The sequence below is a fragment of the Bradyrhizobium sp. Ghvi genome (assembly GCF_900115265.1).
GTDB lineage: Bacteria > Pseudomonadota > Alphaproteobacteria > Rhizobiales > Xanthobacteraceae > Bradyrhizobium.
Genome location: NZ_FOVU01000015.1, coordinates 49081 through 62219, shown reverse-complemented (window position 1 = coordinate 62219; position 13139 = coordinate 49081). Strand labels below are relative to the sequence as shown.

13 protein-coding genes are annotated in these 13139 nt (G+C 57.6%); 1 reads left to right on the top strand and 12 read right to left on the bottom strand.

All coding sequences use genetic code 11. The annotated features are described in order from the left end of the window. Window positions 1–245: 245 nt before the first annotated feature. Both BM374_RS33505 and BM374_RS33500 read right to left on the bottom strand, forming a co-directional pair. On the bottom strand, window positions 246–965 hold the full coding sequence (locus BM374_RS33505; protein WP_092302641.1) for a hypothetical protein: 720 nt from the start codon (window positions 963–965) through the stop codon (window positions 246–248). A gap of 59 nt (window positions 966–1024) precedes the next feature. Further along, window positions 1025–1774, bottom strand: coding sequence for a P-loop NTPase family protein (locus BM374_RS33500; RefSeq protein ID WP_092302639.1), 750 nt, complete (start codon window positions 1772–1774; stop codon window positions 1025–1027). A gap of 241 nt (window positions 1775–2015) precedes the next feature. On the opposite strand from BM374_RS33500, the gene BM374_RS33495 reads away from it, so the two are divergent. Next, window positions 2016–2378 carry a hypothetical protein gene (locus tag BM374_RS33495; protein WP_092302637.1) on the top strand — a complete coding sequence of 121 codons (363 nt, stop codon included), beginning with the start codon at window positions 2016–2018 and terminating at the stop codon, window positions 2376–2378. A 993-nt stretch (window positions 2379–3371) separates the two neighbouring features. On the opposite strand, the gene BM374_RS38970 is transcribed toward BM374_RS33495, so the two are convergent. From BM374_RS38970 to BM374_RS38190, 10 genes are all read right to left on the bottom strand, one after another. After that, on the bottom strand, window positions 3372–4745 hold the full coding sequence (locus BM374_RS38970) for a M16 family metallopeptidase (RefSeq protein WP_177248715.1): 1374 nt from the start codon (window positions 4743–4745) through the stop codon (window positions 3372–3374). Window positions 4746–4804: 59 nt separating this feature from the next. Further along, a complete protein-coding gene (locus BM374_RS33485; RefSeq protein ID WP_092302733.1) occupies window positions 4805–6157 on the bottom strand; it encodes a M16 family metallopeptidase in 1353 nt (450 codons plus the stop codon). Window positions 6158–6576: 419 nt separating this feature from the next. Continuing rightward, complete coding sequence (locus BM374_RS33480) at window positions 6577–7287, bottom strand: hypothetical protein (protein ID WP_244552790.1); 711 nt, start codon at window positions 7285–7287, stop codon at window positions 6577–6579. 491 nt (window positions 7288–7778) lie between these two features. Continuing rightward, entirely contained in the window at window positions 7779–8288 is a 510-nt protein-coding gene (locus BM374_RS33475) for a tetratricopeptide repeat protein (protein ID WP_092302635.1), read from the bottom strand. Window positions 8289–8394: 106 nt separating this feature from the next. Further along, on the bottom strand, window positions 8395–10512 hold the full coding sequence (sctV, locus tag BM374_RS33470; protein ID WP_092302633.1) for a type III secretion system export apparatus subunit SctV: 2118 nt from the start codon (window positions 10510–10512) through the stop codon (window positions 8395–8397). Between the two features lie 8 nt (window positions 10513–10520). Continuing rightward, window positions 10521–10949 (bottom strand): type III secretion apparatus assembly chaperone SctY, encoded by a 429-nt coding sequence (gene sctY / locus BM374_RS33465; protein ID WP_092302631.1) that lies wholly within the window; start codon window positions 10947–10949, stop codon window positions 10521–10523. Window positions 10950–10951: 2 nt separating this feature from the next. After that, the gene (locus tag BM374_RS33460) at window positions 10952–11491 is read right to left on the bottom strand and encodes a hypothetical protein (RefSeq protein ID WP_092302629.1); all 540 of its coding nucleotides are present in this window, start codon (window positions 11489–11491) and stop codon (window positions 10952–10954) included. A 33-nt stretch (window positions 11492–11524) separates the two neighbouring features. Then, window positions 11525–12403, bottom strand: coding sequence for a SctD/MshK family protein (locus BM374_RS33455; RefSeq protein WP_092302729.1), 879 nt, complete (start codon window positions 12401–12403; stop codon window positions 11525–11527). A gap of 114 nt (window positions 12404–12517) precedes the next feature. Continuing rightward, complete coding sequence (locus tag BM374_RS33450; protein WP_092302627.1) at window positions 12518–12751, bottom strand: nodulation protein NopA; 234 nt, start codon at window positions 12749–12751, stop codon at window positions 12518–12520. Between the two features lie 70 nt (window positions 12752–12821). After that, window positions 12822–13106 carry a hypothetical protein gene (locus BM374_RS38190; RefSeq protein ID WP_143270316.1) on the bottom strand — a complete coding sequence of 95 codons (285 nt, stop codon included), beginning with the start codon at window positions 13104–13106 and terminating at the stop codon, window positions 12822–12824. Window positions 13107–13139 lie beyond the last annotated feature (33 nt).

Here is a 13139-nt window from a genome sequence, read left to right as displayed (position 1 = left end):
GTGAAGACAGCGCCAAGGTGAAGACAGTCCTCGATCCTTTCGAGGACGCGCGTGTCTACATGAGCCATTCGGCGAATGAGCTACCGTCAATTGCCGGTCGCGTGGTCCGTGCGGACGATCACGGTAAAAATGCGCAATCCACCTGAAGATTCGTATACCGCAATTCATGCGTTCGCGTCCCTTTGAGAACGTCCTCGAAAACTACTTATAGGCCGGGACGAATAGATCGCGAGCAGATCGGAATCTCAAGTAGCCCTTGTGCAACGTAGGCTGTCGATATCCGTCCCCCGAGATCGATAGGATTTTCGCAGCATGACGCTCGAATCCAGATCGCGAAACATGCTGTAATTCCGTCGGATCCATTGATGTAGCTCGGTGGACCAGTCCTTCTCGTTGCGCAGATATCCGGTGAAGGAAAAGCTAAGTCGGTCTATATACCTCTTGAGGAACAGCGGAAGCGCGGGAATCCGAAGCACTCGCTCGTCATCCATCGCTTCAGGTAATCCGCCGCGCAGCACGAATTCATTGTGGACGGTGACCAGCGACGCCGGCGGAATTCGCCGCCGCAGCATTTCGTAACCGCGAAAGGAGATGCGGTCAGCGCCCGCAACGAAGAGGATGATAGGGGCGACATAGCAGCGCGCCGTCTCCTTCATGAAGCCGATCTCCTCGCACATCTTGAAGAATTCGTCGAAGGCGTGAAAGCCGAGATCGATTACCTTGGGTACCCGATCGTGGATCACAAGAGGGTCCATCAGCTGCATCTTGCCGTAAGTGTCGATCACATCCGCGGTCTCCGTGATGTTGGGGAGGTAGTCGAGCAATGATGGCTCTTTCAAATTGACATCAAACGACAGCACTGTACCGTTTTTCAGCAGCAAGAACTCGCTCATGGCCCGAGCGATGAGAGTTTTACCGACCTGCGGGCTAGGAGAGCAGATGATGTAGATGGGGGTCGCTAACATAGCCAGCAGATCAATTTCGTTTCGTACGTGGGCCCGACCTGAGCTCGGCGAATATGCGACTACTTTTCGCCTGCCCGGGTGGCGGACTTGGCGCCGGCCAATTCCGTCAAGTTAATGCGATCAAATTCGCTCCAGACATTTGCCAGCCAGTGCCGGACATAGCCGCGCAACACGAAGGAGTTGTTCGCGGGTTCATCGTTTCGCCCCTTGTTTGCTACGAAGTCTATGAATGGGACGGACGCGACTTCCACCTGCTCATAGGCCATCTCGTTAAGCTTCGGTATGACCAACTCAGTCGCATGTTTGATGCGGTGAAAATAGGAATTATATGTCGCTTGATCCCATTGGAAGAATTGAGTGTCATTGATGAAGTTCTTGACTAGGTAGTATTTTGCGCCGCTCATGAAGGTCGCGGTTTCCGCGATCTCGTCTAGCGAAGCGATGGATGATCCCAGGATATGGAACACGGCAAACGTGATCTGGCCAGACCGCGCCGAGTCCAGAAATCCGATGTCGCGCAAGGAAGCCAGCGCAGAGGACAGTAAGCCTGCGCGAGCATCGATGACAGTGACGGACAGCCCTGAGTTTAGGGTATCGAAGATCTTCATCTGGTCCGCCGTCGTCGTCATGTCGACGATCTCGGTGATCTCGGGATAAAAGCGCTTCAGCGTTCCTCTCGGCGACTCCGTGTCGAATGCGCGTGTTTGCACATTGTTGACGCTGAAGTAGTCCAGTAGCGTTCGTGATACGGTCGTCTTGCCGACTCCTCCCTTGTCCGCACCGACCACAATTACAACTGGCTTAACCATGGAAATCTCCTGAGACACTCGCTATTGCCGCGCGCAAAGTGCGCAACCGGCGCGTCTCTGCTTTGGGTGCGAACATGGCAGAAAGAAGGGGCGATTAATCTTCGATGCGAGAGCTCTGCAACCGATGAATGTTTTCAACATCAAGCGAGTGACGTCCTTTGATCCCGACGACGACGCAGGCCGAGAATTGGGAGTAAACCACTTGTACTAGTGATCTACGTGAGGTTCGTGGGCGGCTGGAATGCGCGACGCCAACCGTCTGCCTGTGGTGATCGGCGATTGCCTATCGCGGCTCTATCTAGATTGGCATGAAGCGAGCGAACCTTACGTAGCGTCAGATTGCGAGCTTGGTGGAAGCGCAATCGAGGCGGTGCTGCGGTTCGACTATGCCTTGGCAGAAGATCTGCTGGATCAGATCGTCGTCTTTTCGGCAGGCAGCGAACTGGCTGGTCAATTGCTGAGAGATGGCCCTGAACGACCGAACTCTCACTCTCCTGAGGAATTTCGAGATATGCGAGCGCTGATGCTGGCGCAAATAGCAAGGATGCATCTGTTCGCGCCGCGACGAGACTATCGTGTTATGGAGAACAAGATCGAAGGGTAAGCGGGGCGCGCCGGCCGGCGGCGGTGGCGAGGCGATATCGCGGACGCTCCGTCTTCGGTGTCAAGCGATCGGGACGATCTTTGTCTTCGCAGATTTCACCGATGAGACGACGTGGTGCCGGTCGAGAAGAATCTGCAGGGAATGAACGATGGCTTGGCGCGTGAGCGCTCTCGTTGGGCGCTTCCTTGGGGGCGGGCAGACAGTATACATTACCGCTTTAAAGCGCCCACTCTAACCACTCTTTCGATTTTGTTGGGCAAGCCCGCCTGAAATGGGATCCGAGGTGCGCGTCCAGTTCTCGCGTCTTCTGGTCGGTCGCGCTTTAGATAATTGATCGGTGTATACTCGGCCCCGGCGCAAAGCTACATCATGCTCATCTTCATATCCTTCATGGGACACCGAAGCTTGTTAGGCATCCCCTAGAGCTGCGCTCTAGGGGGCATGGATCCCGCTGGCGCACGGTACGAACCGCCAGCCGACCAGGGTAACGCAACTCGAGCACAACTGAATGCGACTAAGGCGGATACTTAATGCAACAATCGAGGGAGGTGTGGAAAACAGGAAGTGTCGACCTCATTTCTGCCGCCGAAGGCCGCCGAAAGTAGCGATCCCCTGCCGCAGCGAAGAGCTCCGATCTGGAGATCGCTGGTCAGGCCGGAAATGAAAAGAATTAAGAACAAGCCAATTGGTAAGCGGTTATTTCCACGTCTGTGTCATTCCCCCAATGGCACGACCACAGTGGAAGCTCTGCCTCAGCGTATCCTTCGCTGAGGCCGTTTCCTTGGTGATAGCTCTATTTTGCATTTAGGTACCTGAAGACTTCAAGCCGGACTACCGCCTTGATTGGCAAAGCGATTGAGCAAAAGCGGCAATCGAGCGGCCGCGTGATAACTGCCCGATGATCGAATATCTCCGCGAGCTAAAGGCGGGTGGCTAGAGGCACTCTGCGCGCAAAAGGGAGACCGCTTGCTAAGCGCCTGGGCTGCTAGAAAGTCAATTCGGTGGCGCCGTCGGCGCGGCGCCTAGCTGCTCGGCGCCCGGCGGGAGTTTGGTCCCCGATGGCATGGTGGTCGGCTGCGCTGCGTCCTTTGGGGAGCGGCCGACGACAATTGTGAGCAGACCCTCACCCCACAGCCGCTGCGCTGCTCTCTTGGCGTCCTCTAACGTCACCCCATCGACCAGGGCGTTATGCTTTTCGAAATAGTCGATGGGCAACTTGTCGAGCTGATGCTGCAGCAGCGTTCGCGCAAGCTTTGATGATGTGTCGAGAGCCAGCACTTGCGAGCCCTTCAGGTAGGACTTTGCATCATCGAGTTCCTGCTGAGTCGGTCCTTTCTCGGCGATTTGGCGGACCTGCTTCTCGATTTCTTCGACCGTTTCGCCGGCACGATCGGCGCAGGTGCCGCTATTGCCAAGAAACATGGCTGAATGATCCATCCAGACCAGGTTCTCACGGACGAAATAGGCCAGTCCGCGCTTCTCGCGGACTTCTCGGAACAGTCGCGACGTCAGGCCGGCGCCGCCGAGTATGTGGTTGACGACATAGGCGGCCATGAAATCGGGCTCACTGCGACGGACGGCTGGACCGCCAAAAGTCACAACTGTCTGTGGCACGTCGAGCGGAATAAAGACCCGCTGCGGCGGCTTTGCTGCGACGACTTCGCGAACCGGTGTCGCTTCCGCTTTCGTGGGCAGGCCGCCAAAGGACTTGTCGAGCAGCTTGCAGAGGACCCCAGGATCGACGTCGCCGACCACCGCGATCTTGAGCGTGTCTTTTGCGATCACGCGTCGGACATAGCCCTTGAGATCCGCGACCTGGATCTTCGGCACGCCTTCCAGCGAGCCTCCGGCTGGGCGAGCATAAGGATGATCGCCAAAGGCGACTTCGAGGAACTTGCGATCGGCCAGGGACGAAGGATCGGTCGAGTCGTGCCGAAGGCGCGCAAGCACAGTGGCACGGATCCGTTCGACATCGGCCGCGTCGAAACGAGGCGAGGTTAGCGCCATCCGTAAAAGTTCAAAGGCCTCGTCCGCGTCGTACTCGAGCGTGCGCAAGGCACCTCGGAAGTGATCATGGGTCGAGCGAAAGCCCAGCTCAATGGCACGACGGTCGAGCCGATCATGAAAGCTCTTGAAGTCGAGGTCGCCGGAACCTTCCTTGAGCAGGTCAGCGACCATGTGGCCTACGCCAGGTTTTTGAGGGGGGTCCTGAGTCGCGCCGCCGGTGAAGGCAAATTCCATCGCGATCAACGGGACAGTGGAATCCTGCACGAACCAGGCTTCGATACCGCAAGACGAAACCAGGCGCTCGATCCTGGCCCCCGCAAGCGTCCTGGTGGCAGCAAGCGAATTTGGCGAAGCGAGCATCGCGATTGAGAGCGAGGCTTCCCCGGGGAGGATCCCACGTCGTGTGCAAGGATGGACCACTAGAGCTTCTCCCCGTGTTTTGGCGCAGACTCTTTGATGAGATAGCCGGTCACCGATCGTTTCTTGTCGAGCCATTTCCGCACGGCCTCGCGCACCTGCTGTGCACCGACCGCGCGGATGCCGTCCGGCCAGCCTCGAATATCGTCGATGCATAGTCCCGTTGCCAGGCCGCGGCCATACCGGCGCGCGAGCATTTCCTGATTGTCCCGGCCGTAGGTTACCTGCGCGATCAGGCGCGTTTTGACCCGCTCTAGATCTTCGGCGCTCGCGGGACTACGTGCAAGATCGGCGATTACCTCGTTGATGGAGCGCTCGATCTGGCTGAGTTTGACGCCAGGTTTTGGTATGGCAGAGATCGCGAATAGCGAGGGATCGAGCGCGGCAGAGTGGTAGCTCGCTCTGGCTGTGACCGCGAGCTGCTTTTCGACCACCAGCGAGCGATAGAGATATGAGTTGACGCTGCCGCCCATCAACTGCTCTAGCACGTCAAGCACTTGGCTCTCGCCGGCGGCTGCGGTGCGAGCCGACGGTACGAGATAATAGCGGTGCAGCGCTGGCTGCTCGACGCGGGAATCGGCCAACGTCACTGTGCGCGCTGCCGCCGGCGTCGGCTCCTGCGGCCGCAGGCGTTCCAGGGGAATCGATGGTTGCGTGGGGATGCCGCCGAACGTCTCCTTCACCATCGAGCGGATTTCCTCAGGGGCGACGTCGCCAGCCACAATCAGGATCGCGTTGTTCGGTGCATAGAAGCGCTTGTAGAAGGTAAGCGCGTCCTCTTGGGTAAGCCTTTCGATTTCCTGGCGCCATCCGATAATGGGGCGACCGTAGGGGTGGTTGAGGTAAAGCGCCGCCATCATCTGCTCAGCGAGCCGTTCACCTGGACGGTTGGCGACGCGCATATTGAACTCCTCCAGCACGACGTCGCGCTCGGATAGCACGTTCTCATCTTTGAGAACGAGACCGGTCATGCGGTCGGCTTCAAATTCCATCATCTTGCCGAGGTGCTCGCGCGGCACGCGCTGGAAGTAGCTGGTGTAGTCGAATCCGGTGAAGGCGTTTTGATTGCCGCCGGCGCGCAGCACGGCCTTGGAGAATTCATTCGCCCGATGTTTGGAAGTGCCCTTGAACATCAGGTGTTCGAGGAAATGCGCAAGCCCCGATTTGCCAGGCGGCTCGTCTGCGGAACCGACCTTATACCAGATCATCTGAGTCACAACGGGTGTGCGATGATCCGGGATCACGACCACCTGCAGGCCATTCTGAAGCGTGAAACTAGCTGGTCGATCTGATCTGACCGTGTCGGCAACGACGCTCCCCTCTCCAGGAAGATGTAAGTCAGTGCTATCATCCATTCTGTGCTCGACCGCCAGCACGGTGGTCGTCGTCGAGTCGGAGGCATTGGCGGCGGTGCCTCCCGCCTTGGCGGTGACCGAAATCCGGTTCTTCATGGCATCGCCTTTCGTTCCATAGTGATCCACGTTTATGGCGGACAAATCCGACAAAGCGGGCAGCCGCACGTCGTTTGGCAAAACAGCAGAGCAAAGGCCGGACCAATTGCGGGATGGCGTACTCACGGTCGCGCGCACGCCAACTGGACACAAAACAGAACTGGCGCGGCCAAAGGTGAACCGTCGACATGTCGTGAACGCGACATTGCGCACAACGCGTCAGGGCAACTTGGCGTACTGACAGAATGGACTGAAAAGGTGGGGTTCAGCGGCGATATGACGCCGGTGCAACTCTCGGCAGGTTCGCTGTTACAGATGTTGCTCTAAACGATGAGTGGCTTGGCAATATTTCTCATGGTCGCGAGGCGGGAGTCGGCGAGCAGCTCCTTGGAGTACACTGCGCCGAAGTAGTCGAGGACGAAGGTGCCTGAATAACGTAGATTATCGGCCGCACGGATTAGGTTATCGAGAATTGTGGCGGCTTGGTCGATGCGGTCGCGATAGCGTGCGCGGATAACGTTGACGGCATTCATCGAGTGGACCGCCTCGTCGGCAATAACCTGCCGCAGCCAATGATGGAACGTATTGTTCCCAAGGGCGTCATAAAATGGCTTTTCTGCTGCATAGGCGCGGCAAGTGCACATCTCATCAAACGCGATTATAACCATTAGAGAGAATTCGTCCTTCAGGTGTTCAACGATCGGACCAAAATCATGCGTTCGGGCCTCCAATCTCGCCCGAAGATCCTTTTCCGATCCGTCAGCGACAAGTTCAATGATTCGGATGAATCCGTCGGTGTGGCGCTCTTCATCAATCGCCCAAGCGTTGAAGAATGCCGCGGCTTCATCGGAAGCAATAAGATTTCGCGCCACTAATTCTTGTTTCAGATAACGGGCGTCATATTCCGTGTACAGATCAGGCCATAATTTGTCCCAACGTGCCCGGACAGCCGACGGCTCGGCGGCAAACATCGCCGGCGTAAGAGCGTCGAATAATTCTTTTGGACTCCAGTTCCGTCGAAACGGCGTGATCATCCGAGTGCCCCTAATCGCCTACAGGTGCGAGCGCTGCGGCGCAACATTGTGTCATCTGTTGTCGTACGCTTCACACAGCACATGCTACAAACTTACAAAGGATGCCGTCGTCTCCTTGTTTTGGTAGGCTGACGGAACACTTTGAGATATCAAACACTGGCGGCTCGGAAATGAGCGAGTACGGCGGGGTCGCCATCCAAGATCGACTGGAGGAAGAATTCGATGGCGCCGGAATCTTGAGCAGAGACTATGTCCTGGAAACGTTTGACTATCAGTTCAGAACGAGCATTGTTCGTGGGTCGGTCGCGGATACACTTGGCGTGTGGTTGGGTTACTGATCTGGTTATACATGCCGGTTTCATTGTACGAACTGTCGCTTCGCCGGGAATTTAACTCTTGAGCCTCCACGGCGGCTGATAATCAGCTAGCTGTCGGTAAACTGACAGAGAAGCACCGAGCAACTGCGATCCGCTCTTGTTCGTTGGCTACATCTAACTGTGCGGTGCGTGCCGACCATCCGCTCGCAGTACCGGGCCCGGATTGCCGTTCTGCGTCGTCTCTTCAAGGGCGAGCGACAGCTTGAGATTGTTGCTCAACATCGGATTTGCTGGGTCAATTGCCAGAGCCTGGCGGTATAGCGTTTGCGCCTCGTGATGGCGGCCTTCGTGATCGAGCACAACACCTTTGGCGTTCAGTGCGCGCAGGTCGCCGGGTGCTGCAAGCAAGATATTGTCGAGCACCTCAAGTGCCTCATCGGACCTTTCACGCATCAGCAGGCCCCGCGCAAGAGTTATCGCTGCATCGACATTATCCGGTCGTTGCTTCAGCGCATCGCGCAAAGCCCTCTCGTCAGCATCCTGACCGAGGGCGTGAGAGATGCGCTCGCGCATAGCGGGATCGACCTCCTTGGCCTCAACCAGCTCTGCCGTAGACGCCGGCTGCTCTGAAAGACCCGACTTGTGCGAGTTAGCGCAACCCGCGAGCAGCACGATGACAAGCATGGGGAGAAAGGCCGAGCACGAATCGCGACGAAAGTTACGCCAGCGCCGCGGAAAATTAATCTTACATGAATTCATAAGCGACCTCACGACCACACACCTGTGCTCGTCAGCCAGCCACAGGGAGAAGGTCACGATGGCCGCCTGTCGGAATCTTGTCCTTGCCAGGCGCAAGTTTGACCGAGCCAATCGGCTGGACGGTGAAATCCGAGGCGAGATCCTGATACGAGAGAACAGGTAGGTCTATTCCATTGCGGGTGAGAAAGCCGCGGACGAAGCGCCGGATATCCATCGAGCCCAGGATAACTGGCTGGTTCTGACTGCGCGCGATGCTCGAATGGATCTGGCGAAACTGTGAAAGTAGCATCTCGCTCTGCCGATCCTCCAAAACGAGGTAGGGACCGACAGCGGTCTCGCGCACCGCGCCTCGCACGATATCCTCGGTCTCACGCTCGATGATAAAGGCCGCCACAACACGATGGGCGTTGGCATAGCGGTGACAGATCTGCCGCTTCAGAACCGAGCGCACATATTCGGTGAGCAGTACGGCATTTTGCTCCCGTTCGCTCCATTCTGCAAGCGCCTCCAGAACCAAACGGGTGTTCCGGATCGGGATGCCCTCGTCCAGCAAGCGACGTAGGACATCCGCGATGCGAGGGATCGGTGTCGTGCGCAGCACCTCCTTCACCAGATCGGCATATTCCTGCTCCATCCGGCTAAGCAACTGACGTGTTTCCTGAATGCCCACCAGACGCTGTGCATAGCGTGTCAACGTCGACTGGACGCCCAAGGCGATGATTTCGCTCGGACGGTGGTGCCCTATTCCGGCAGCTTTGAGAGCAGGCGCATGGCCTTGTTCGATCCAGATCCGATTCGTGTCTGGGTCCTGCCAAAAGGGGATCCCGCTCAATTCAATGTTCGCCACGTCGTCGTTAAGTAAGAGCTGTGTCGGGTCAATGGCGCCGCCTTCCACCGGCACTCCTTCGACATCCACCCGGAATTGCGATTGGGCCAGGTGCTGTGCGCTTTGGGCGGGAATGCGTGGAATTGTGATGCCAAGATCAGCTGAAACCAGTGCCGAAACCCCTGCGACGCACTGCTCGAGTTCCCCTACGTCGATTGCCTGCATCAGGCTCGGCGCCAGCAACAGCGTAATCGGAAGTGCCTCCGCGGGCACGGTTCGTTTCTGACTTTGTGCGGAAGCGGGAGCCGAACCGCTGGGACCGGCGCTGGTCTTGGGAGCGGTCTTGGCCTCTTGCGCGCCAACCTTGAGAAAGCTGCCGGCTGAGAACAGCGCGGCCAGTATGACAAAGGGGAGCAAAGGGAAGCCAGGAACGAATCCCATCGCAAGCAAGACACAGGAGGCCAAGCGTAGCGCTTGTGTGCTGGCCGTAAGTTGGTTGACGATATCGGCGCCGAGATTGAGTCTCGAAGGACCGTTGACACGAGTGACAATGGTTGCGGCTGTAATTGACAGCAGCAGGGCCGGAATTTGCGAAATGAGCGCATCACCGATCGTCAGGATGGTGTATTGATGCATCGCCTCCTCAAGGGACATGCCCTTGGAGAGCGATCCGATCGTGATGCCACCCAGCATGTTGATGCAGATGACTATGAGTCCGGCTATGGCATCGCCCTTCACGAATTTCATGGCGCCGTCCATCGCGCCGTGCAGTTGGCTTTCTCGCTCCAGCACGCCGCGCCGGCTGCGGGCTTCGTGCTGATCGATATGGCCGTTGCGCAGCTCCGCGTCGATAGCCATCTGCTTGCCCGGTAGTGCATCGAGCGTGAAGCGCGCCGATACCTCCGCCACCCGCTCGGCGCCCTTGGCGAGAACCATGAACTGCACCATGGTCACGATCAGGAATATGACAATGCCGACGGCGATGTTGCCGGATATGACGAAATCGCCGAACGTATGGATGATGCTGCCGGCATCGCCCTCGGCTAGGATCAGTCGCGTCGTTGCAACGGTAAGAGCGAGACGAAAGACGGTGGAGATCAGGATGACGCCCGGCAGGGACGAAAAGTCGAGCGGCGTGTTGAGATACAGGGCTACCATCAACAGCAATATGGCAAACCCTAGATTGAAGCCGATCAGCATGTCGATCACGACGATCGGGATCGGCATGATCATCATTCCGATCGCCAGAAGAAGCATCAACGCGACCATCAAATCCGGGTGAGCCGGCGCGCGCGTGATGAGATTTCGTAGCAGGTTGGCCATGAGAAGCCTTATTGTTGTTTGATCGCAGCTGTGCTGCCCCGCAACAAAACATAGCGTTTGAAGACGGCTTGCGCTTCGGTCATGCGGCCAGCGTGACGCAGGGCGTGGCTGCGCATCAGCATCAAGGGCAGACACGAAGACGGCTCGTCATCCAGTTTGTCAAGCCTGTCCAATACCGACAGTGCTTCGTCACCGCGACGCTCCGAGATGAGAGCGTAGGCTAGGATGCGAAGCAGGCCGATGTCTTGAGACTGTTCGTGAGCGACCAGCCGCAACAGAGCCAGGCTCTTGGCGCTCTGTCCGCACGCAAGGTAGACATAAGAAAGCACGCAGAGCAAATCTCGCTCCGGCCCGGAGATCAGGTCGACAGCGCCGGCTTCGGAAACGATTGGCGGCTGTGTAGATGTGAAGTGTTGCACTTTGTCTGGCCCGACCATCGCTAGCCTTTGATCAAGCCGTTGTGACTCTGCCGGAGCAGGATTAAACGTTGCAGTTCCAGTTGCAGAAGGGCGGTCCCTTCACGTGGCACCAAATCCTCCGGCGCGGCTGATAGCGTATCAGCCAAACGCTCCAGAAGAAGGCCGTGTTGCTCAGGACGCAGAACATGCGCATGACGTAAGCGCGGCGTCACGAAGGAGAGCAGACTGTGCGCGAGATTGGGCTCATTAAGCCACGCGAGTTCTGAGCCTGGCTCGATCTGACGTGGCGCGGCGCGCGCCGCGTCGAAATTGATGCGCGAAACTGCAGCGATCGAACTGAGCTCGAGCGCGCTCTCGATCGTGGCGTCCACCAACCGATCCAGCACGTCATTATGACGAGAAATCGAGGTGTGGCTCTTGTCATCATTGCCACGCGTCCGGTCAAGCCCGATGGACTTGGCTCGAGAATTGGCCGGCGTAATGGCAGATGCATGATGATCAACGTGTGGCCCCTGAAAAGAGGTGCCGGGCTCGACGAGATTCGGGGGCAGCCTAGTCATGGCACTTTGCTTCCTTACCTGCGGCCTAAAACGCTAATAGGATAGAGTGGCAAGCCGGCCATCCCGGCTCAGCAGAACACGCCCTTCCTCAATGCCGTAGACGGTCCATCCATTGCTCAGGAGCGCGCCGACGAAATACTTTTGACCAGCAATGACAATATAGGGGTCGCTCCCGCGCCAAACTGCTTCAACCCCGATTGCGGGAGGCGTCTTCTCATCCTTGATAGCCACCGTATTGACGAGCGTATAAGCGCCATTGCTATCGTGATCAAACCGCTGCTGGACGTCTCGCCATGTGGCGAGCGAGGCGGGCGTAACGGTGCCGTCGGCGGTGACAACGCCCGCCCCAGAGCCGACCTTGATGCCGACAAGGCCCGCTCTGTCAATCTCCTCTTGCAGCCGCTCGGCAGCTGCATCGGTGGCCAGAGAATCAGGAGTGCTGAGCGCCAGCTTGGGTGCAGCAGGGGATGGACTTGACGCCACAGTGGTGTCGGTCTGAGCAAAAGTGGATGAGAATGCGCCAGCCGCGGCAGAACTGATCAGGACCAAAGCGAGAAAGGCGAGCGATATGCGCCGGCGGTCGATGGAGCCAGCTTGTTTGTAGTCCTCGATCGTCCAGCGAATGGACATTGCCCCCGCATGCAAAACGACAGGAAGAGGGACAACAATGGACTCGTTCGGTAAAACAGTCTCGTGCCCCTCGATCCTAACGTCCCTCGCAAGGGCCTCGATCTGGATTGAATTGGAATGGGGGGTGACACGAAGATGGTGCGGTTCGAGGCCTTGTTCAACGAAGATTAAGTCGGCATCGAGGCTGCTGCCAATCAGACACGATCCGACCCCCAATTTACTTGTCAGCCCTGAGTAACAGCCCGACAACACTTCGAAATGCGGGCAATTCGGTTCGTCCACGGTCGGTTTCCTGAACAACGAACGGAACCGTACGGCAAAACCGTACGGCCCGTTGCGACTTCACAGATTAAGCAGCCTGGAAAGTGGGGCGACGACGCCGCCCCACCTCATCCCTTACTGCACCCGCTCATCGGCCGCTTTCTTGACGGTCGAGAGCTCGGTCGAGACGACGCGAATTTCCACGTCCCTCTCAGCGGCCTTTGTGCTGGTCGCAGTGAGAGCGGCGATTTGCCGTTGGAATGCCGCCTCTCCAGCAGCTTCAGCGGCCGTGGAGGTTACTGCAGCAGTAGCGGTGCCGGCTGCCCCACCTGCAGTCGAGGTATGAGACGCACCAACATTGTTAGCCATACTATTCTCCTGTGTGTTCAAGTTCGCCGCAAGTTGCGGCTCCTATTTCCTAACGTCGCAACATGCGACGTCAGGAATCCTCCTCTGTCTCGGCCATAACATCGTCGAAATCGCTCATTGAACTATTCGCAACCTGGAGAGCAATGGCTCCCAGAGCGACGTTGAATGCTTGCTGCATAGCGGCTTCATGCGAGTTACCGCCCGGAGTGGATGCGCCGCCATTTACGGGGACGTTTGCATCAGGCGATCGGCCATGATCGTCACGCTCGCCAGGCTTGTGAGATTCCTTTTTGCCGCCAGCAGCATGGATGTCAGCATCAACGTGTCCAGCGGCGCTAGAGCTCGTAAGGCGCATCGGGTTCTCCTACGTCAATTAGATCTGCCAAGG